Origin of the sequence: Duganella margarita (assembly GCF_009857535.1) — a bacterium.
In the GTDB taxonomy this organism is placed as follows: Bacteria; Pseudomonadota; Gammaproteobacteria; order Burkholderiales; family Burkholderiaceae_D; genus Rugamonas; species Rugamonas margarita.
Map to the genome: position 1 here is coordinate 59,210 of NZ_WWCS01000022.1, position 19,880 is coordinate 79,089.

Consider the following 19,880-nt stretch of genomic DNA (forward strand, 5'->3'; position numbering starts at 1 on the left):
AAAGCCCGCCAGGGCCGGGGACGCCGAGGCGGGCACAGACTGCACAATGAAGCCGATTAGTACTTGATTAGTACTTGATATGCAGACCGGCGTAGTACTGCGCGCCGTTGGCGTAGAAGCGCGCCGGTTGATCCTTGTTGTAGATGTAGTTCTTCAGGATCGGGTTGTTCAGATTCTGACCGCTCAGCGTCAGCACGATGTTCTTGCTGATGTTGTAGTTGAACGATGCCGACAGCGTGCCGGTCGAATCCTGATACAGCGGCGTGCCACGGTCCTGCGCAGCCAGGAACGACGAGCGCCATGCGTAGCTTACGCGGGCATTGAACTTGTCGTTCTCGAAGAAGATGCCGCCGTTGGCGGTGGTCTTCGAAGCACCCAGCATGTCGCATGGATCGCCGGAGGTCGAGAATTGCATCGCCGGGCAGGCGCCGAAGTCCAGGTGCGAATCGGTCAGCGTGACGTTGCCGTCGATGCCGAAGCCCATCCCCACCGGGATTTGCGCTGCCAGTTCCATGCCCTTCACTTTGGCGCCGACGTTGATCGGCGAGGTGATGGTGTAGTCCGCGAAGACCGCCTTGTTCTGCACTTGCGAAGCGCGGGTGTCGAGGAAGTTGCCGACGCTCGAGCCATAGCCGACGTAGTCCTTCAGGTCCATGTAGAACAGGCCAGCCGACAGCAGGGCGCGCGGTGCGAAGTACCACTGCAGCGACGCATCCAGGTTGGTCGACTTGACTGGCTTCAGTTGCGCGTTGCCGCCGTTACCGGTGTGGGTTTCGTCGGTCAGCAGCACGGCGCCGCCCAATGCGCCGTAGTCGGGACGGGTCATGGTGCGCGAGATGCCCAGGCGGGCCACCAGGTCGGAGCGCAGGTCGAACTTCAGGTTCAGGCTAGGCAGCGGAATCGTGGTGTTGTTGTCGATTGCCGTCTGCTTGACGAAACCGCCCCACGGATAGGCTGGCAGGTTGCCGCCAGCCGGTTGGTTAGGCAGGATCTGATAGCCGTTCGAGGTGCCTTCGGTGCGCACGATGCGCAGGCCGACGTTACCGCTCCAGCCTTCGCCTTCCAGTTCACCCTGGACGTAGAACGCCTTGGTGTTTTCCTTCAGGTTGAACATGTCCTGGTAGTAGGTGCGGCTGACATCGCGGTTGGAGTGCAGGTCGCCCCACGCCTGCAGGATGGACGGGTCGAGCATCCAGACGTTTTTAGGGAAGTCGCCACCCAGGTCGCTACCGAAGTTGCCAGGGTAGGTGGTGCCGTTCCAGGCCGGGTTGGTGCTAGTGCCGCCGACATCGGTGTTGGCCCAGTTAGGACCTTGCGCCACTTCGAAGTTGGAGCGGGTGTGGTGGGTGCCACGAATGCCGAATTTCAGCTCGCGCAGCGGGCCGGAGTCCAGCTGGAAGGCAGCGTCGATCTGGCCGTAGGTTTCCTTGTCGTCGGTGCTGGCAGGCGATACGCCGAACACCCAGTCCAGCGGGGTGCCGGTGAAGACGGCGGTATTAATGTTCGGGAACTTGACGGTGGCCGGCGAACCCAGACCGTTCAGCTGATAGCTGGCGCCGGAGTTGTTGACGTCACCTTCAAACACGCCCTGGCTAGGCGTAACGCCTTTGCCTTTGGTGGAACCGGCTTTGGCGGTGAACACCAGGCGGTCGGTGGCGCGCCATTTGCCGTCCAGGTCAAAGAACTCGGTTTGTGCGTAAGCGCCTTCGCGCACGATGTTGTCGACGATGCCATAACGCAGCGGCGCAGCAGCGGTGCCTTTATTGGTGAACGATGCCGACACCAGCGTGCCGTTGCGGATCACGTAACCCGGATCAGGCGCGACGCCGGAACCCAGCATGCCCGAACCGTTCATGTCGGTCATGTAGTTGGTGTTGTAGTTCGATGCGTCCATCTTCGAACGGAAGTAGGTCGCTTCCAGCGAGAAGTCGCGGCTAGGCTTGAATTGCAGGTCGATCAAACCGCCTTTGCGCTTGCGCTCCTGCTGGAACAGCGAGGAACCGATCAGGCGCGGGAACCAGACGTTGGCCAGGTCCGGATTGGTCTTCACGGCGGCGTTGGTCGGTGCGACCTGGGTCCATTGCAGCAGCTCCTGACCATCGCGGCGCAGCGAGCGTTTTTCCGAGAAGCCTTGCACCATCAGGCCCAGCGTGCCGGCTTCGTTCTTCCAGTTGAACAGGCCACTGAATTGCGGATCGGTTTTTTCGGCGAGCGTGGAGTACACACCTTGCACGGTGGCTTCCATCGAAATCGCGTTTTTGAAGTCCAGCGGATGACGGGTCTTGATGTCGATCGAGCCGCTCGAACCGCCTTCCACCTGGTCGGCGGTCGGTGCTTTGTAGACCACCACCTGGCCGACGATTTCCGACGGCAGCAGCGAGTACGATGCGGAACGGCCGACGGCGCCGCCCACCTGGTCCAGCACGAACCAGTCGCCGGTCGAGACGGCGTGGCCGTTGATCAGGGTCTGGGTCAGCGACGGCGCGGTGCCGCGCATCGAGACGCGGTCATTTTCGTCGAAGCCGCCCGAGCCTGCGCCGGAGGTCGAGATGTTCACGCCCGGCACGCGCTGCAGCGAGTCGGCCACGTTCTTGTCCGGCATTTTGCCGACGTCTTCGGCGGTAATCACGTCGACGTTGCTCGACGCATTACGCTTGACCGACAGCGATTGTTGCAGCGAACCGCGGATACCGCTGACGATCACGGTATCCGGCTCCTTGTCGGTTGCTGCCTGCTGCGCCTGGGCGTTCATCGCGACGCTCAGCGTCAGGATGGCCGCTGCGGTCGCGATGGGCGTTAGTTTGGACATTTTGATGTTATTCGAATTGTGGTACATGTTCCCTCCCGTTGATGAAGGCTCCGCCGAGCCCGCTTGATTGTTGATGTGTTTCTTGTTCACCTTTAAAACCAATCCAACGCCAATATACTCGCGTTTCAATACCAGATCACTACCACTTTAAAATTCTTTTTTGTTATGTTGTATGCAGCATACAAAGTGGCTTTTAAGTAACTTGGTAATACCGGATCGAGGGTGGTATGGATGGTGTTTGTGCGCCGTTGCAACACAAATAAAGCCCTTACCTAAAGGCTGTATGCCATGGTGATGAAAATTTTTGCAGCACTGGCGGCAGGCTGCGGATTTCTGCTGGTCTTTTTTTGGTATTATCGTCGAACAATGATAAAGAGGATGTCTTATCGTCATGAAAAACGATCAAACGAGTCCACTGGTACACATCCAGCAGCACCTCAATGAGACCAGTAATCTGCCTCTGTATCAACGTCTGCAGCGTGCCCTGCGGTCGGCCATCGAACTGCACTTGCTGAAGCCCGAAGACGCCTTGCCGGCCGAGCGCCAGCTGGCGGCCGACCTGGAAATCTCGCGCATCACGGTGCGCAAGGCGATCGATGGCCTGGTCAGCGAAGGGGTGCTGGTACGCCGGCCCGGCTCCGGGAACTTCATCAATACCCGCATCGAAAAAAACTTCGCCAAGCTGACCTCTTTTTCCGAGGACATGCGGGCGCGCGGACGCACGCCGCGCAGCGTGTGGCTGAAGCGCTCCGAAGGCACGGTGACGCCGGACGAAGCGATGCGGCTGCGGCTCAGTCCCGGCTCGCGGGTGTTTCGCTTCAACCGCATGCGCTATGCGGACGAGGTGCCAATGTGTCTCGAGTACGCGACCATCGTGGCGTCCTGCCTGCCGTCGCTGGATGCGGTGGACGTGTCGATGTACGACGCGCTGGAACGCGCCGGCAATCGGCCGGTGCGGGCGTTGCAGCGTTTGTCGGCGCTGCTGCTGAACGCCGAGCAGGCCACGCTGCTGCAGGCGAAGGAGGGCGATGCCGGCCTGGCGGTGGAACGCCTGGGCTTTTTGCGCGACGGACGCGCGGTGGAATTCTGCCGCTCCTACTTCCGTGGCGATATGTATGACTTTGTGGCGGAACTGAATGCGAGCTAATTTGATGTTGAGCGCGGCCTTAATGAGCGCATGGCCCTTGTTTGCAACGGCTTCCGAGGTGGTGGGCTACTACCCTGGCTGGAAGCACGAGGCGTTTCCGGTGTCGTCAGTGGATGCCGGCAAGCTGACCATGGCGCTGTACGCGTTTGTGGACCTGTGCTGGGACGGCAAGCATGGCAATGCCGATCCGACGATCAACGATGTGGCGCCGTGCCAGCAGCCGCGTAATGGCGCGCTGGCGTGGCGCGATGAAGCGGCCGACGGCGCCAACCTTCGCGCCTTGGTGGCGCTGAAGCAGCAGCATCCGCGATTCAAGGTGGTGATTTCGGTCGGCGGGTGGAACTGGTCGAACCGTTTTTCCAACGTCGCGGCATCGGCGCCGGCGCGCGCCAACTTTATCGCGTCGTCGTTACAGGCGATGCGGCGCTATGGACTGGACGGCGTCGATCTGGATTGGGAGTATCCCGGCGAGGCCGGCGTGCCTTGCGTGGCCGGCGAAGTGTGTGCGCGGCCGCAGGACCGGCAGAACTTCGTAGTGCTGGCGCGTGAGTTGCGCGCGGCGTTCGACCAGGCGGGCAAGCAGGATGGCAAGCATTACACCATCACCATCGCCGCCGGTGGTAATGGCAATTATGTCGGCGATGGCGCGTGGGTGAAGGAGTTGGCGCGGAGCCTGGACTGGATCAATATCATGGCGTACGACTATCACATGCCATGGGAGAAAAGTACAGGCCATCACGCGGCGCTGTTCGCGGACGCCAGGGACCCGGCGACGGCCAACGGATTTTACGCGTCGCGTTCAGTGCAGCGTTATCTGGACGCCGGCGTGACAAAGGATAAGCTGGTGCTGGGCGTGCCGTTCTACGGCTACGGCTGGAAGGGCTGCGCGGCTGGGCCGGACGGCGACGGGCAGTATCAGCCTTGCCGGGGCGGCGTGACCGATGGCGTCAATGGCGGCAATTCGTATGGCTATGGGCAGGTGCTGCAGCGAGGCGCCGGATATCAGCGCTACTGGAATGCGTCTGCGCGCGTGCCGTATCTGTATAACGCGGCGGAGCAGGTGTGGATCACGTATGAGGATCCGGTATCACTGGGGGAGAAGACGCGCTATATCAAGCAGCAAGGCTTGCGCGGGGCGATGTTCTGGGAGTTGAGTGCCGATAGCGACGGGCAGTTGCTGCAAGCGCTATCGGACGGTATGCGTTGAACCCCGCAGACCCCCACCGCTGCGCAGCGGTGGGGGGGGAGCTTACTTGGCTTCGGCTGGTGCGATTTTCGGGCCGGTCGCGTACATGATCCAGTAGCGGGCCAGGTCGGCGCGCGGATCGGTACCGGTGGCCAGTGGCTTCAGCACTTCAACGCCTTCGTCCTTCTTGCCGGCGATGATCATGGCGTAACCCAGACGCAGTTTGGCGTCGTCAGGATTCTTGGCCACGCCTTTCGCGATACCTTGCTTCATCAGGTCGATGCCTTTGTCGCCCTGGCCCATGGTCACAAAGATGTAACCCAGGTTGACCAGGCCAACGCCGTCTTTCGACTTCTGCGCCGCTGCGATGCCGCTTTCGATGTTTTTCGCATCGTCCGCTGCACCCTTGTTGGCGCTGGCGCGGATGCTGTCCAGTTCCTTCTTGTCCTTGCCGGCCGGGATGGCGCCTGGGTAGGCCTTGTCCATCGCGGTTTTCGCTTCGGTGAAGAAGCCGCCCAGCACTGCCAACTGCGCCTGGTCGACATAGTCTTCGGTTTCCATCTTCGACGGTGCGACCACGGACTTGATGCGGTCCATGTCCAGGTCCAGACGGTTGTTGTAGGTCTTCTTGCCGCGGGTGCGGTTCAGCAGGTCGTTCCAGTAATCTTCGGTCGGGTAGTAGCGGGTCAGCTCTTCCACGGCTTGCAGATACAGCACGTTATCCTTGGTCTTGATGCCGACGTTACCCAGCAGGTTCAGGGTGTCTTTCGATGGCGCGGTGCCGGCCGCCTTGGCGGCTTCGATATCCTTCAGCGCTTCGGTCTTGGCGGCAGCGAAGTCGTTCTTCAGGAAGTACGAACGCACGATGAACTGGCGCTGCTTGTTCTTGTCGCCCGACTCGGTGCCATAACGCTCAAACCATTTGATGGCGTTGTCGTAGTCTTTCAGATTGCTGTAGTAAATGCCGGCGACAGCGTCGATGAAACGCAGCTTGTCTTCCGGCTTCAGGCGGCCCGACTCGATCATCGCTTGCAGACCCTTGACGGTCATCTCGTGGTTACCCGATGCCTGGCCCAGTTGCACGCGCATCTGGTTCAGCACGAAGTCTTCGTACGGGGTGATGTTCTGCATGGCCGCCGACTGGTCGATGCGGCTCTGGACTTCGGTGAAGTTCTTGGCATCCAGCAGAGGCTTGATCTGTGCTGGATCGATCAGTTTGAAGATCTCAGGGCGAACAGCGTCTTTCGGTGCTTCCGGCGCTTTCTTTTCTTCAGCGGCGTGGACTGGGGCCATGCCCACAATGGCGGGAGCGGCGTTCAGGCCGATGGCGGCCAGGAGCAGGCTAATACGAGCAAGACGGGAGTGGGACATGGTTATCCTTCAATCGAACTGGTGGAATGTAAACCCGCGTATTGTTACACAAAATCGGCTGAAACTCCGAATTCAACCGTGTCGCGGCGCAGGGCGTGGCCGCTGCTGTTAAATAGCAGGCAACGGGCTGGCGGCAAGTGCACGCGCGCGTGGCCGCCGGCATGCAGCGGCGCCGCGTCCGCGGACTGCTTTACGGCAATCATCTCCGGCAGGCCGGCCAGCGTGGCGTAGGCAATCGACAGGTCGCCGAGGTATTCCACGTGGCCGATGCCGACGTCGATGACGTTGTCCAGCTGCTGTTGTTGCGAGGCGATCGACAGATGTTCGGCGCGCACGCCCAGCGTGACCTGGTCGCCGATGCCCGCGCCATGCACCGCATCCACCTGCACCACGGCGCCGCCGGGCAGGCGCAGCGACACGCGGTTGTCATCGGCCGCGACGATCTCGCCGGGAATGAAGTTCATCTTCGGCGTGCCGAGGAAGCCGGCCACGAACAGGTTGGCAGGTGCGTTATACAGTTCATGCGGCGTGCCCACCTGCTCGATGCGGCCGCCGTTGAACACCACGATACGCTGGCCCAGCGTCATCGCTTCCACCTGGTCGTGGGTGACGTAGATCATGGTGGTTTTCAGTTCGCTATGCAGCCGGCTAAGTTCCACCCGCATCTGCACGCGCAGGCTGGCGTCCAGGTTGGACAGCGGCTCGTCGAACAAAAACACTTCCGGCTTGCGCACGATGGCGCGGCCGATCGCCACGCGCTGGCGCTGGCCGCCGGACAGCTCCTTCGGCTTGCGCTTTAGCAGCGGCGTAATTTGCAGGATGGCGGCGGCGCGTTCGACAGCCGCCTGCACCTCGGCCGGTTTGCGGCCGGCCAGCTTGAGCGCGAAGGCCATGTTCTCGAACACCGTCATGTGCGGGTACAGCGCGTACGACTGGAACACCATGGCCAGTTTGCGCTGGGCCGGCGCGATATCGTTGGCCAGCGTGCCGCCGATGTGCAGGCTGCCGCCGCTGATGGTTTCCAGCCCGGCGATCATGCGCAGCAGTGTGGACTTGCCGCAGCCGGACGGACCGACGAAGACCATGAATTCGCCGTCGGCGATATCGAGGTCGACGCCGTGGATGACCGGCGTTTTGTCGTAGTGCTTGACGATGCCTTTGAGGCTGACGCTGGCCATAGGCTTAGACCACCTGTCCTTCGGCCGGTGCGGCCCGGGGCTGCGGACGCGCGGCCATTGGAATCAGCTGCGACAGTACCGCGACCGGAATCGCGCACACCATCACCCAGATGAAGAAGTGCTGGTAGCCCAGCGCGATCTGGATATCGCCGCTGAACAGTTTAAACAGCACAAAGCCAAGCTGCATGATGCCGGTGGCGAACGCGTAGTGGGCGGTCTGGTATTTGCCCGGCGCGACCACCTGCATCATGTACAGGATCAGACCCACGAAGCCGAAGCCATAGCCGAACATCTCGACACTGAGTGCGGTGGCGATGATGGACAGGTCGGTCGGCTGGAAGTAGGACAGCAGGTAGAACGCCACGTTGGGCAGGTTGACCGCGAGGATCAGCCACAGGATGGCGCGCTTGAGGCTCAGCCACGAGGTGAAGTAGCCGCCGGCGATGGAGCCGACCAGGAAGGCCACCGTGCCCACAGTGCCGTACACCGCACCGACTTCGGCGGTGGACAGTCCCAGGCCGCCGAGGTTGCGCGCCTCGCGCAGGAACAGCGGACCGATGGACTGCACCTGCGCCTCGCCGGCGCGGAACAGGATGATGAACACGATCGATACCCAGATGCCGGGCTTCTTGAAGAATTCGACGATCACCTCGCGCAGCGTGCGGGCGATGGAGGCGGCGTTGGTGCCGGCGCTGACGGTGTTCCGGGCCAGCGGCAGCGACCAGCTGTTGTACAGACCCAGTGCGATCATCATGCCGCCCAGGATGCAGAAGCAGATGGTCCATGCCGGCACCACGCCGATGGTCTTTTCAAAGTGCCCGGCCAGCAGCAGCAGCGCGCCGGTGGTGAAGAACTTGGCGGCGTTGAAGAAGGTGCCGGTCCAGCCGGCGTACTTGGCCTGGTCTTTTTCATCGAGGCTGGTGATGTACAAGCCGTCGCATGCGATGTCGTGGGTGGCGGCGGAGATGCCGACCAGTGCCAGCATGGCCATGCATGCGGCGAACCAGAACGGCGCGTGCAGCGCCAATGCAACGCCGCCCAGGCACAAGCCGCCGAACACCTGGAAGAAGGTCACCACCAGTTTTTTGCTTGGCGCCAGCTCCAGGAAGGGACTCCACAACGGCTTGAACACCCAGGCGAATCCGATCAAGCCGGTCCAGTGATTGAGCTCGTCGTTGGGCACGCCCATGCTCTTCAACATCTGGTTGGCCACGATGGCCACGGCGAAGAAGGGCAGGCCTTGCGCGAGATACAGGCTGGGAACCCACAGCTTGGGATTGCGGATTGATTCGATGCTCATGAAGCGTTATCTCCTCCAGCCCGTCATTCCCGCAAACGCGGGAATCCATGCTGAGTATGGACTCCCGCCTGCGCGGGAGCGACGGTGTTGGTTTATTTGGTAAAGCCTGGCACCGGTGCATTGCCGGTTGCTTGCAGGTCGCCGGCCAGCCAGCTGTTGATGGCGTCCAGCGCCGGCTTGGCGAAGCCGTAGGTCATCAGCGCCGGCGCGGCGATGTCCAGCGCCTGGTACGGATTCCACAGCGCCAGATGCAGGTCGGGGCGCCAGGTGGTGCGCGCATGCTGGCCGTAGCGCAGGCGCGAGGTGGAGGCCAGCATGGTGAAGCGGCCGTCCTGCGGCAGCGCGCTCCAGTCGAAGGTGTCGGCGTCGGCGAAGGTGACCAGTTCGACGTCGTACAGCTTGCGCAGCGAATCGGCCACCACGCCGGCCGGCACGCCGGCTTCGGAGACGCCGTCGCTGACCACATCCTGTCGGGCGACCAGGCGGACCTTGGCGCCGATAGCCGGGCGTTGTGGCGCACCGGACGGACCATCGTAGGCAGTCAGGCTGCGGCGCCAGCCTTCGGCCATGATGTCGCGGTCGGCCGCGTCTTCCTTGTACGAGCGTGGCTTGCATGGATAGGCGCGGGCCAGCGCCGACAGGCGGTTCAGGCGCGTGTCGATATCCGCCTGCGACAGCTCGCCCGAGGCGATGGCGGCGGCGATGGCGTCCAGCGTTTCGTTCTGCGTTTCGGTGGTGCCCAGCGCCATGACCATGTCGGCGCCGGCGGTCAGCGCGCGCACGGCGGCGTTGCCGACGCCATAGCGGCCGGCGATGGCGTGCATGTCCATGCCATCGGTGATGACGACGCCCTTGTACTGCCACTCATCGCGCAGCAGTCCGGTGAGAATGCGGCGCGACATGGTGGCCGGGTTGTCGGCGTCCAGCGTCGGGTAGACGATGTGCGCGGTCATTATGGCCGGTGCGGCGCCGGAGGCGATGCGGAATGGCGCAAGTTCCAGGCGGTTCAGTTCTTCGACCGGCTTGTTCACGGTCGGCAGGTCGCGGTGCGAGTCGACGTTGGTGTCGCCGTGGCCGGGGAAGTGCTTGACGCAGCAGGCCACGCCTTCCGCATGGCTGCCAGCCATCCACGCCATCGCCAGTTCGGCGGCGCGCTGCGGCTCGGCGCCGAAGGAGCGTTCGGCGATGACCGGGTTGTGCGGGTTGCTGTTCAGGTCCAGCACCGGCGCGAAGTTCCAGTTGAAGCCCAGCGCCTTGACGGCGCGGGCGACGGCGGCGCCGGTACGGTAGGCCAGGTCGGTGTCGTTGGCGGCACCCAGGCCCATGGCGGCGGGGGGCGCCGGCACCCAGGTCGAGCGCACCACGGCGCCGCCTTCCTGGTCGATGCCGATCAGCGCATCCTGGCCAATGACGGCGCGCAGGTCGGCGGTCAGCCTGGCCAGTTGTTCGGAGTCGGTCATGTTGCCGCGGAAGAGGCAGACGGCGCGGATGCTGTTCGCCTTGAGGAAGTCGGCGGTGGCCGCATCCAGCACGGTGCCGGGGAAACGGATCATGATCAGTTGGCCGGCTATTTTGCGATTAACTGCGCTGAGTTCGTTTTGAGTTGTCATTTCACTGCTCCGTCCATGCCGCGCATGAAGAATCGTTGGGTAAATAAAAAGGCTGCCAGCGTGGGCAGGATGGTGAGCACGGTGCCGGCGGCGATCACGCGCGTGCTGCTGCCGAAGGTGCCGCGCAAATACAGCACGCCGACCGACAGCGGGAATTCATCCGGATTGCTCATGACGATCGAGGGCCAGATGTATTCGTTCCATGCTTCCACCGCCGTCAGGATGCCGACGGTGGCCAGCCACGGCGCGATCAGCGGCAGCATGATTTTACTGAAGATGATCCATTCCGATGCGCCATCCACGCGGGCGGCATCGATCAGGTCTTGCGGGACTTCCTCGAACGCCTGTTTGAGCAGCAGTATGCTGACGGCATTGACGACGTTGGGCAGGATCACGCCGGCGTAGGTATCGACCAGACTGAGTTTGGTGACGGTGATGAAGTTGACCAGGAAGTTGACTTCCGACGGCAGCACCAGCGTGGCCAGGATCAAGCCGAATACCAGCTTGCGGCCCTTGAATTGCATGCGCGCCAGCGGGTAGGCGGCGGCGGAGCACAGCAGCAGTTTCCAGAACACGGTGCAGGCGGCGATGAAGACCGAGTTGCGGAAAAAGCTCCACATCGGAATCGCGCGGAATACTTCGATAAAGTTGTCCAGCGACGGCTCTTTCGGCCAGAAGGTGGGCGGGAAGGCGAAGATGTTCCCTTCGGTGGACAGCGCGGTGACCAGCGTCCACCAGAACGGGAATACGCACACCAGCGCGATGGCGCACAGCAGCAGGTAGTGGGCGACAGTCTTCATCGGTCTCATTATCTATGACGCGGCTTGAGGTAGCGCAGGCACACCAGGGCGATGCCGATGCAGAACAACGAGACGATGAAGCTGGCGGCCAATGCGCGCGGCAGCTTGAGGTGCTTGAGGCCCTGGTCGTAAGCGTAATACAGGCCGGTGAAAGTGGAGTTCATTGGGCCGCCCTGAGTCAGCACGTCGACTTCCTGATAGGCCTTGAGCGCGGCCAGCACCGAAAGGACGGAGCAGATCATGATGGTCGGACGCAGCATCGGCACGGTGATTTTCCAGAAACGCTGCCAGCGGTTGGCGCCGTCGAGGATGGCGGCTTCCTGCATGTCGGCGGGGACGGCCTGCAGGGCGGCCAGGTACATGACCATATACCATCCGAGGCCGCGCCACAGCGTGACGAACATGATGGCGAACAGCGCAAGGGTGTCGTTGGACAGCCAGCCGACCGGCGCGCCGATCAGGTGGCAGGCCATCAGCACATAATTGAGCGCGCCCTGTTCGTGGAACATGAAGCCCCACATGATGCCGACCACGGAGACGGTGGTCACTACCGGCACGTAGAAGGCGGCGCGGAAGTAGCGGATACCGGGCAGCTGGTTGTTGACCAGGACGGCCAGACTGAGTGCGCCGATTTGCACAAAGGGCACCATCAGAAGGAACAGCAGCGAATTTTTCAGCCCGGTGACGAACATCTCGTTGTCAAAGATGTAGCGGAAGTTGTCCAGGCCGACCCAGTGCGTTTCGCGTATCAGGCTGTAGTCGGTGAAGGCCAGCAGGGAGCCGAAGGCGACGGGCCAGAGCGAAAAGATGGCCAGCAGGATCAGCGCCGGGGCGAGGAACAGCCACGCCACCTGGTCCTTGCGCATTGGCGTACTGCGGCGCAGGCCGGAACCCAGAGGCCGCTTGATGGGAGGCTCGGTATGGACTTCCGCCTGCGCGGGAGTGACGGGGTTGCGGTTGGCGCTCATCTTATTGGTTCCGCTGCGTGGCGAGTTTCTTGTTCCAGATGGCGACTGCCTGGTCGAGCGCTTGCTGGATGTCCTGCTTGCCGGTGACGCCGGCTTCGACGGCTTTCACCAGGTAGCGGCGCAGCTCATCGTAGTCGGTGATGCCGGCCACGTACAGCGTGTGCGAATGCGGCATCGAGACGGCGCCGGCGGCGACGGCTTTCTCCGCTGCGCCGGCGTTGGGCGGCACGGTGGTGAAGAACGGATCGTTGGCCGCCTGCGCCATCGCCGGATAGACGCTGGCCTGTTTGGCAAACGCCAGCTGGTTGGCGTCATTGGTCAGGTAGCGGGCGAACTTGCCGATGGCCGGCAGCAGTTTGGCGTCGACGTTCTTTGGCACCGCGTAGTGAATCAGCCAGCCGCCGTCGGCGATGCCGGTCGGGCCGAGTGGCGCGGGGGCGACGTCGGTGATGGCGTAGATGTCTTTGGCGTCGCTCTCGATGCGCTTGACGGCGGTGGGTGGCGCCAGCAGCATGCCGAGGCGGCCGCCCTTGTAGGCGTCGATCGCGGCGGGGAAGTTATCTTCGGCGAACAGCGCGTCTTTGAGCAGACCGCCTGCCTTGTAGGTCTCGGCCAGCTTGCGGATCAGCGCCACGTGGCCGGGCGAGTTGAACACCGCCTTGCCATTGGCGATGACGGCCAGGCCTTGCTGCATCATCAGGCCGTCGATCTTGGACAGGGCAGGGCACAGGCCCGCCTTGCCGGTGCGCGCGGCGATCTGGCGGGCGAACAGCAGTTGTTCATCCAGGTCGCGCGGTGCGTGCGGAATGCCGGCGGCTTTGAAGATCTGCGTGTTGTAGGCGATGACGGCGACGTTGCTGTACATCGGGAAGCCGTAGGTCTTGCCGTTAAAGGTCAGGTCTTGCAGCGTGCTGGCGAGGTAGCGCGGGCGGGCGTCGGCCAGCAGTTGGTCGACTGGCGCGAGCAGGCCGTCGCGGGCGAATTCGTCGGCCCAGGGCACGTTGAGGTTGACCAGCGCCGGCGGCGTGCCGGCGACGATGCGCGTGACCAGTTTGGTCTGGATGATATCCCAGGGGAAGTCGACCCATTCCACTTTGACGTTAGGATTGGCGGCTTCGTAATTGCGCACCAGCGTCTCGTAGTAGGGAGTGAATTTGGGCTTCATGCTGAAGGTCCAGAATTCGATTTTGTCGGCGGCGAAGGCGCTGGCCGACAGCAGTAGCGCCGCCGTCATTCCGGCGCAGGCCGGAATCCATGCCGAGCGCGCGGACACACGTTCTATGGGTCCCGGCGTTCGCCGGGACGACGGCGGGCGAACGGGCATGCTTAGTTGGTCTTGGTGACTTTGCTCAGGTGGCGCGGCTGGTCCGGGTCCATGCCGCGCGCGGCCGACAGCTTGGCCGCCATCACGTAGAACGCCTGGATCGCGACGATCGGATCGAGATCCGGCGTGGCTGCAATCGGCAAGGTCAGGTCGCGTTCCGCCACGTCGGCCGGCGCCGCCAGCAGCACGCGCGCGCCACGGCCGCGCATCTCGGTCGCCAATGCCAGCAGGCTGGCCTGTGTCGGGCCGCGCGTGGCGAAGATCACCAGCGGGTAGCCTTCTTCAATCAGCGCCATCGGGCCATGTTTGATCTCCGCGCCGCTGAACGCTTCCGCCTGCAGCGCCGAGGTTTCCTTGAATTTCAGCGACGCTTCCAGCGCCACCGGGAAGCTGATGCCGCGTCCCACCACCATGATGTTGCGCGCCGGCGCCAGCACGTCAATCGCCGGCGTCCAGTCTTCGGTGGTCGCTGCGCGCAGCGATTCCGGCAGGGCTTCCAGGCCGGCCAGCAGCTCAGGATCGTTCTGCCACGCTGCGACCAGGCGCGCGCTGGCCACCAGGCTGGTGATGAAGCTCTTGGTGGCTGCCACGCTTTGTTCTTTGCCGGCCCGCAGCGGCATCGCATATTCCGCCGCCTGCGCCAGTGGCGAGTCGATATCGTTGACCAGCGCGATGGTGGTCGCGCCGCCGTCGCGGAAGTAACGGATCGGTTCCACCACGTCCGGGCTCTGGCCGGATTGCGAGATCGAGATGGCCAGCGTGTCGCGCGTGATCAGCGGCGATTTGTTCAGCGTCACCAGCGACATCGGCAGCGACGCCACCACGCGTCCCAGACGCGCCATGATCAGGTAGGCCGCGTAGGCGCAGGCGTGGTCGGAGCTGCCGCGCGCGATGGTCAGCGCGGTCGAGAAGGAAGTGCTCCTCAATTTGCGGCCCAGCTCCGCGTATTGTTCGCCATCGTGCGCCAGTTGCGTGGCGACGCAATCCGCAGCGGACAGGGCTTCTTTCAACATCATTGAGGTCACAACAGTTCTCCTTCGATATAGACGGCTTTGAGGTTCAGGTCACGGTCGAGCACTACAAAGTCGGCGAATGCGCCGGGGGCCAGGCGGCCCCGCTCTTGCAGGCCGAGGTAATCGGCCGCATACGTTGAGACCCGTGCCGAGGCATCCGCCAGATCGAGGCCGAGTCCGACCAGGTTGCGCAGCGCCTGGTCCATGGTGAGGGTGCTGCCGGCCAGCGTGCCATCGGGCAGGCGCACGCCGCCCATGCACTTCATGACTTTATGGCGGCCCAGCATATATTCGCCGTCCGGCATGCCGGTGGCGGAAGTGGAATCGGTGACGCAGTACAGATTCGGGATGCAGCGCAGCGCGGTGCGGATGGCGCCCGGGTGCACGTGCAGCAGGTCGGGGATCAGCTCCGCGTAGGTGCCGTGCGCCAGCGCCGCGCCGACCATGCCGGGTTCGCGGTGATGCAGGCCGGGCATGGCGTTGAACAGGTGGGTGAAGCTGCGCGCGCCTTGCGCCAGCGCGGCCACGCCGTCTTCGTAGGTGCCCAGCGTGTGGCCGATCTGCACCCGCATGCCGGCGTCCGACAGTTCCTTGACCAGCCCCTGATGGCCTTCGATTTCCGGCGCCACGGTGATCACGCGCAGCAGCGCCAGCTCTTCCAGTTTTTCGACGTCGGCCAGCGTGGCGGAGCGCGCGTACGGCGGCTGTGCTCCCAGCTTGCCGGAATTGATGAACGGGCCTTCCAGATGGGCGCCCAAGACGCGCGCTTCGCCTTTGCCGCGCTGCACAGCGGCCTTGCCGATGCCGCGCAGCGCCAGGTCGATGTCTTCCGCCGGCGCGGTCATGGTGGTGGCCAGCATGCTGGTGGTGCCGTGCCTGGCGTGGATGGCGGCGATGGTGTGGACGGCGTCGCCGCCTTCCATCACGTCCTTGCCGCCGCCGCCGTGCACGTGCAGGTCGATAAAGCCAGGCAGGATATACAGTTCTTGATTCAGCGCCGGATCGACGCTGCTGCCGATGATGGCGGCGATGCGTTCGTCGAAGGTGATTTCACCGTGGACCCAGCCGGCTGGCGTGAGGATATTGCCTTTGATTGCGTCATGCATGGTGTCAGTCCTTCAAGCGCTGGCGGATCAGGCGCAGCGCGCCGGCGGCCGAATCGCCCTGCGGCGCGACGAGGCGCGGCAGCAGCGCGGCAGGCAGGTAAGGGCGCAGCGGCGCCGCCAGGCCGCCGCACAGGGCGATCGGCAGCGTGCCGCTGGCGTCCAGCGCATTCGCCATCAATTCCACTTCGTGGCCGGCGGCCAGCAGGATGGCGCGGGCGATGGCGTTGCCGTCGCCATGTTGCAGCACGATGCGCGCCAGTTGGGCGTAATTGGTTTGGGTGGCTTGCGCCAGCCAGGTCTGGATAGCGTTGCGCGGTTCGACCGCACCTGCGCCGCAAGCGGTGCCGACATCGGCAGCGAAGGCGTCGGCCGGCAGGCGGCCGTCCAGCACTTGCTGCACGTGGTTGATGGCGCGCAGGCCCATCCAGGCGCCGCTGGCTTCATCGCCGGCCGGGAACCCCCAGCCGCCGACTTCCACATGGCGGCCATCGGCCAGTCTGATTTCGCCGACGCTGCCGGTGCCCAGCGCGATGATGGCGCCCGGCTGGCCGGCATGCGCGCCGAGCACGGTGGTATGGCCGTCGCTTTCCAGCGCCACGCGGGCGTAGCCGGGATTGGCGGCGACGAATTCCGCCGCCCATTGTCTGTTGTGCACGCCTGCCAGGCCGAGGCCGATGGCGATACGTTCTGGCGATGGCAAGTCGAGGCCGGCCGCGCGGAAGGCTTGCGCGGCGGCGTCGGCGACGGCGCTCCAGGCCTTGGCAATGCCGTGCATCAGACCGGACGGGCCGCTGGCGCCTTCGGCGAGTTCGACCCCATCCGCGCGCGCCAGCCGCACCCGGGTGCCGCTGCCGCCGCCATCAACGCCGATGAAAAATTCGATCATGTTTACCTGAGAAAGCTGTGGCCGGAGTGGCCCGCGATGAGGGCACTATAGGGTAGCCAAAACCAGCTTGTCAACAGGTATTTAACTGGTATTAGAAAATATCGAAGTGGACTGTTGTTGTTCTATTGTAATTATCCTGTAAGCGGTTGTTTTTACGGGTTAAAAATGATTTTTCGTGGATATTACCGGTGTGGCATGTGGCATGCCACTTTAGCGCTGGTAAGTGACCAGATGGGTGCGGCTGGCATCCTGTTTGTCGGCCACCGCCACCACGGCGTTGCCGGGACCGTTGACGCTGACGTCGGTCTGGCGCGCGGACAGCTGGCGCGCGTCGAGGTCGCCGGAGCCGCTGACTTGCGCGCTCAGCGTGGTCGTCGTGCCGGACAGCATCATGTTGCCGGGGCCGGTGAGGCGGGCGCGCACGCCTTGCGCTTCCAGCCCGCGCACGGTGAGGTCGCCCGAGCCGTGCACTTCGGCGTCGAGTTTCTTGATGTGGCCGGCCAGGCAGGCTTCGCCCGGACCGCGCAACACGGCGCTGGCCGACTCGGTGCTCAGGGTGCAGGCGTCGAGGTCGCCCGAGCCGTGGACTTCGGCGCGGATTTCCCTGGCGCTGCCGCGCAGCGCGACGTCGCCCGGCCCGTGTAGCGCGGCGCTGACGCGGTTGGCGTGGATGTCGCCGATGTCGAGGTCGCCCGAGCCGTTGACCACCACGTTCAGGTCCTGGGTGACGCCGCTGGCCTCCACGTCGCCGGGGCCGTTCATTTGGACATTGAGGTTGCCGGTCTGCAGCGCTCGCAAATCGAGGTCGCCGCTGCCGTTGGCGGTCACGCTCAGGCCGCCGACCTTGCCGCTGGCCTGGATGTCGCCGGGGCCGTCCGAGATCAGCGTCAGTTGCTGGCCCTGGAAGCGTTGCAGTTCGACGTCGCCGCTGCCGGCGTTGCGCAGGCTTTTCAGGTTGGCGGCGTTGATGCGGATGGTCATCTCGCGCTGGTTGTCCTTGCCGAAGCTGAAGTTGAAATGCCAGCCGTTGCGCTGCTGGCGCGGCTGGCGCACGGTCAGCGTATCGCCGTTGACGGTGGTTTCGATCTCGGCGAACTGGCGGCGCAGGCCGGATAGTTCGATGCCGTTGCCGGCGTCGGGCGTGACGATCACGTGGAACGGGCCAATCAGGTTGATGCTGCTGAACGCGGTCACGGTGCGGGTTTCGGTGCCGTAGCTATTGTCCTGCTTGTCGGCGGCCAGGGCCGAGCCGGTGACGGCGGTGAGGAGCAAGGTGCTGGCCAGCGCGGCGTGTCGGAGCGTCTTCATGTGTGGTCTCGCTGAGGAAGATGGTGAAGACTGGACAATATGACAAAGGGCGGCCGCCGTCGCGCAGCATGGGATGGACGCGCCAAAGTGTGGGATCAGGTGCAAAAATCCGGGGCTGAACTGCAGCTCATGCATGACGGCTCAATATATGCCGCGTACGGCCGATACTGTTTGTGTGGCCCCGCTGCGGCCGTGATGTCATAATGGATGCACCAATATGCCGATGAGACCGGCGTGCGCGGGTGAACAAGGAGCACACATGATTAAATACCTGGGGACCCGAAGTACCAACGAAGGTGGTGTGCTGTACGTTTTTTTGATTAATGGCTTGCAGAAGGAAATCAAGGAACACGCCTTGAAACAATATCCCGGCTGTTATGAAGCATTGCCGCCTACGGCCAAGGCGCGCATCAGCGCCAACCGCGCGTGGCTGTCCAAGACCTGATGCGCCGGGGCTGCCGTCTGTTGCCGGCGTCCGGGCTGGCGCTGGCGCTGCTGTGCGCGACCGCCGGCGCGCAGTCGGTGCCGACCACCTTTGGCACCATCGTCGGCAACGGCCTGCTGTGCCGCGACCATACCGATAACCTGTACTACTACAATTACCTGGTCCGGCATTTTGGCAACTGGTACAAGCACGAGGGCGGCGCCTACTGGTTCCGCACCGCCGGCGCGTCGCTGTGGGGCACCGAGATTTCCGAGGTGATGGTCAGCGACGATACCAGTACCTACATCTTTGTCGGCGCGGTAGCCGAGGCCACGCCGGAAAACCTGGAAAAAGCCATCATCCAGCAGGTCGGCACCCATTACACGGTGATCGACACCTCCGCCTATCCGGTGCGCGAGGCCAAGCCGGCCAGCCGCATCGTGTATTTCGATACCAAGGCCAAGATTTACTGCGCCAAATTCAAGCCGTTGCCGCCGGTGCAGCCGCCGCCGGTCCGACAACAGCTAAAATAGGAAACCGCGCACTCCCAAGGTTTTCATGTACACGCATTTTTTCAATCTGAAGCAATCGCCGTTTTCCATTGCGCCCGATCCGCGCTATCTGTTCATGAGCGAACGCCACCGCGAGGCGCTGGCGCATTTGTTGTACGGCATCGGCTCGGGCGGCGGCTTTGTGCTGCTGACCGGGGAGATCGGCGCCGGCAAGACCACCGTGTGCCGCTGCTTCATGGAGCAGATTCCCGACAATTGCAAGCTTGGCTACATCTTCAATCCGAAGTTGTCGGTGGAGGAGTTGCTGCTGTCGATTTGCGACGAGTTTGGCGTGGCGCTGCCGCCGCCGGGCGCGGGCGCGGTCAGCGTCAAGACGTATGTGGATGCGATCAATGCGTATCTGCTGGAGAGCCATGCGCAGGGCCGCAACAATGTGCTGATCATCGATGAAGCGCAGAATCTGTCGGCCGAGGTGCTGGAGCAGCTGCGGCTGCTGACCAATCTGGAGACCAGCGAACGCAAGCTGTTGCAGATTATTCTGATCGGCCAGCCGGAGTTGCGCACCATGCTGGCGCGGCCGGAGCTGGAGCAGCTGGCGCAGCGGGTGATCGCGCGTTATCACCTGGGTTCGCTGTCGGAGGCGGAGACCGGGACGTATATCGCGCACCGGCTGGCGGTGGCCGGGGCGACGGCGATTGCGCCGTTTCCGCGCAAGCTGATGGGACTGGTGCATGGGCTGACCAAGGGTGTGCCGCGCCGGATCAATCTGCTGTGCGACCGGGCGTTGCTGGGCGCGTATGTGGAGAACCAGCCGCAAGTGACGCGGACGATTTTGAAGCGCGCTGCCAGTGAGGTGTTTGCCGGTCCGGAGGCGGTGGCGGCCGGCATCGGCGCGGGTGCGCGCGCCGGCGCGCGCTGGCCGCTGGTGGCGGCGGGCG

The 19,880-nt window shown here is 63.5% G+C and carries 17 protein-coding genes; 5 read left to right on the plus strand and 12 right to left on the minus strand.

Going from position 1 to position 19,880, the window contains the following annotated elements; all coding sequences use genetic code 11:
* Nucleotides 1–67 precede the first annotated feature (67 nt).
* Complete coding sequence (locus GTP55_RS24940) at nucleotides 68–2,809, minus strand: TonB-dependent receptor (protein WP_161047497.1); 2,742 nt, start codon at nucleotides 2,807–2,809, stop codon at nucleotides 68–70.
* A gap of 391 nt (nucleotides 2,810–3,200) precedes the next feature.
* On the opposite strand from GTP55_RS24940, the gene GTP55_RS24945 reads away from it, so the two are divergent.
* Both GTP55_RS24945 and GTP55_RS24950 read left to right on the plus strand, forming a co-directional pair.
* Nucleotides 3,201–3,956 (plus strand): GntR family transcriptional regulator, encoded by a 756-nt coding sequence (locus GTP55_RS24945; protein ID WP_161047498.1) that lies wholly within the window; start codon nucleotides 3,201–3,203, stop codon nucleotides 3,954–3,956.
* A gap of 22 nt (nucleotides 3,957–3,978) precedes the next feature.
* Complete coding sequence (locus tag GTP55_RS24950) at nucleotides 3,979–5,163, plus strand: glycoside hydrolase family 18 protein (RefSeq protein ID WP_229258157.1); 1,185 nt, start codon at nucleotides 3,979–3,981, stop codon at nucleotides 5,161–5,163.
* A 42-nt stretch (nucleotides 5,164–5,205) separates the two neighbouring features.
* Here GTP55_RS24950 and GTP55_RS24955 read toward each other — a convergent pair whose 3' ends face one another.
* From GTP55_RS24955 to GTP55_RS25005, 11 genes are all read right to left on the minus strand, one after another.
* Nucleotides 5,206–6,513, minus strand: a complete 1,308-nt coding sequence (locus GTP55_RS24955; protein ID WP_161047500.1) for a tetratricopeptide repeat protein — start codon at nucleotides 6,511–6,513, stop codon at nucleotides 5,206–5,208.
* 44 nt (nucleotides 6,514–6,557) lie between these two features.
* Nucleotides 6,558–7,691: an ABC transporter ATP-binding protein gene (locus GTP55_RS24960; RefSeq protein WP_161047501.1), complete on the minus strand. Its 1,134-nt coding sequence runs from the start codon at nucleotides 7,689–7,691 to the stop codon at nucleotides 6,558–6,560.
* A gap of 4 nt (nucleotides 7,692–7,695) precedes the next feature.
* Nucleotides 7,696–8,991, minus strand: a complete 1,296-nt coding sequence (locus tag GTP55_RS24965; RefSeq protein WP_161047502.1) for an MFS transporter — start codon at nucleotides 8,989–8,991, stop codon at nucleotides 7,696–7,698.
* Nucleotides 8,992–9,083: 92 nt separating this feature from the next.
* On the minus strand, nucleotides 9,084–10,601 hold the full coding sequence (gene nagZ, locus GTP55_RS24970) for a beta-N-acetylhexosaminidase (protein WP_161047503.1): 1,518 nt from the start codon (nucleotides 10,599–10,601) through the stop codon (nucleotides 9,084–9,086).
* Nucleotides 10,598–11,401 carry a carbohydrate ABC transporter permease gene (locus GTP55_RS24975; RefSeq protein ID WP_161047504.1) on the minus strand — a complete coding sequence of 268 codons (804 nt, stop codon included), beginning with the start codon at nucleotides 11,399–11,401 and terminating at the stop codon, nucleotides 10,598–10,600. Before GTP55_RS24975 ends, nagZ begins: the two co-directional genes overlap by 4 nt.
* Before the next feature lie 8 nt (nucleotides 11,402–11,409).
* Nucleotides 11,410–12,369, minus strand: coding sequence for a carbohydrate ABC transporter permease (locus GTP55_RS24980; RefSeq protein ID WP_229258158.1), 960 nt, complete (start codon nucleotides 12,367–12,369; stop codon nucleotides 11,410–11,412).
* A 1-nt stretch (nucleotide 12,370) separates the two neighbouring features.
* Nucleotides 12,371–13,603 carry an ABC transporter substrate-binding protein gene (locus GTP55_RS24985; protein ID WP_161047505.1) on the minus strand — a complete coding sequence of 411 codons (1,233 nt, stop codon included), beginning with the start codon at nucleotides 13,601–13,603 and terminating at the stop codon, nucleotides 12,371–12,373.
* A 92-nt stretch (nucleotides 13,604–13,695) separates the two neighbouring features.
* Nucleotides 13,696–14,709, minus strand: a complete 1,014-nt coding sequence (locus GTP55_RS24990; RefSeq protein ID WP_161047515.1) for an SIS domain-containing protein — start codon at nucleotides 14,707–14,709, stop codon at nucleotides 13,696–13,698.
* 5 nt (nucleotides 14,710–14,714) lie between these two features.
* Entirely contained in the window at nucleotides 14,715–15,812 is a 1,098-nt protein-coding gene (gene nagA, locus GTP55_RS24995; RefSeq protein ID WP_161047506.1) for an N-acetylglucosamine-6-phosphate deacetylase, read from the minus strand.
* Nucleotides 15,813–15,816: 4 nt separating this feature from the next.
* Nucleotides 15,817–16,698 carry a glucosamine kinase nucleotide-binding domain-containing protein gene (locus tag GTP55_RS25000; protein ID WP_161047507.1) on the minus strand — a complete coding sequence of 294 codons (882 nt, stop codon included), beginning with the start codon at nucleotides 16,696–16,698 and terminating at the stop codon, nucleotides 15,817–15,819.
* 210 nt (nucleotides 16,699–16,908) lie between these two features.
* Nucleotides 16,909–18,006 (minus strand): GIN domain-containing protein, encoded by a 1,098-nt coding sequence (locus GTP55_RS25005; RefSeq protein WP_161047508.1) that lies wholly within the window; start codon nucleotides 18,004–18,006, stop codon nucleotides 16,909–16,911.
* Nucleotides 18,007–18,265: 259 nt separating this feature from the next.
* Between GTP55_RS25005 and GTP55_RS25010 the strand changes: the two genes are divergently transcribed.
* The 3 genes from GTP55_RS25010 to GTP55_RS25020 form a co-directional block, all read left to right on the plus strand.
* Nucleotides 18,266–18,451, plus strand: a complete 186-nt coding sequence (locus GTP55_RS25010; RefSeq protein ID WP_161047509.1) for a hypothetical protein — start codon at nucleotides 18,266–18,268, stop codon at nucleotides 18,449–18,451.
* Entirely contained in the window at nucleotides 18,433–18,963 is a 531-nt protein-coding gene (locus tag GTP55_RS25015) for a hypothetical protein (protein WP_371868438.1), read from the plus strand. Before GTP55_RS25010 ends, GTP55_RS25015 begins: the two co-directional genes overlap by 19 nt.
* A 25-nt stretch (nucleotides 18,964–18,988) precedes the next feature.
* A partial coding sequence (locus tag GTP55_RS25020) for an ExeA family protein (RefSeq protein ID WP_161047510.1) occupies nucleotides 18,989–19,880 on the plus strand: 892 nt, incomplete at its 3' end.

Bases quoted from the DNA above. Each gene is read 5' to 3' on its own strand.
- GTP55_RS24945 (WP_161047498.1), top strand. From the start codon at position 3,201: ATGAAAAACGATCAAACGAGTCCACTGGTACACATCCAGCAGCACCTC.
- nagA (WP_161047506.1), bottom strand. From the start codon at position 15,812: ATGCATGACGCAATCAAAGGCAATATCCTCACGCCAGCCGGCTGGGTC.
- GTP55_RS25005 (WP_161047508.1), bottom strand. From the start codon at position 18,006: ATGAAGACGCTCCGACACGCCGCGCTGGCCAGCACCTTGCTCCTCACC.
- GTP55_RS24980 (WP_229258158.1), bottom strand. From the start codon at position 12,369: ATGAGCGCCAACCGCAACCCCGTCACTCCCGCGCAGGCGGAAGTCCAT.
- GTP55_RS25000 (WP_161047507.1), bottom strand. From the start codon at position 16,698: ATGATCGAATTTTTCATCGGCGTTGATGGCGGCGGCAGCGGCACCCGG.
- GTP55_RS24985 (WP_161047505.1), bottom strand. From the start codon at position 13,603: ATGACGGCGGCGCTACTGCTGTCGGCCAGCGCCTTCGCCGCCGACAAA.
- GTP55_RS24975 (WP_161047504.1), bottom strand. From the start codon at position 11,401: ATGAAGACTGTCGCCCACTACCTGCTGCTGTGCGCCATCGCGCTGGTG.
- GTP55_RS24965 (WP_161047502.1), bottom strand. From the start codon at position 8,991: ATGAGCATCGAATCAATCCGCAATCCCAAGCTGTGGGTTCCCAGCCTG.
- GTP55_RS24955 (WP_161047500.1), bottom strand. From the start codon at position 6,513: ATGTCCCACTCCCGTCTTGCTCGTATTAGCCTGCTCCTGGCCGCCATC.
- GTP55_RS24960 (WP_161047501.1), bottom strand. From the start codon at position 7,691: ATGGCCAGCGTCAGCCTCAAAGGCATCGTCAAGCACTACGACAAAACG.
- GTP55_RS24990 (WP_161047515.1), bottom strand. From the start codon at position 14,709: ATGATGTTGAAAGAAGCCCTGTCCGCTGCGGATTGCGTCGCCACGCAA.
- GTP55_RS24940 (WP_161047497.1), bottom strand. From the start codon at position 2,809: ATGTCCAAACTAACGCCCATCGCGACCGCAGCGGCCATCCTGACGCTG.
- nagZ (WP_161047503.1), bottom strand. From the start codon at position 10,601: ATGACAACTCAAAACGAACTCAGCGCAGTTAATCGCAAAATAGCCGGC.
- GTP55_RS24950 (WP_229258157.1), top strand. From the start codon at position 3,979: ATGAGCGCATGGCCCTTGTTTGCAACGGCTTCCGAGGTGGTGGGCTAC.
- GTP55_RS25010 (WP_161047509.1), top strand. From the start codon at position 18,266: ATGATTAAATACCTGGGGACCCGAAGTACCAACGAAGGTGGTGTGCTG.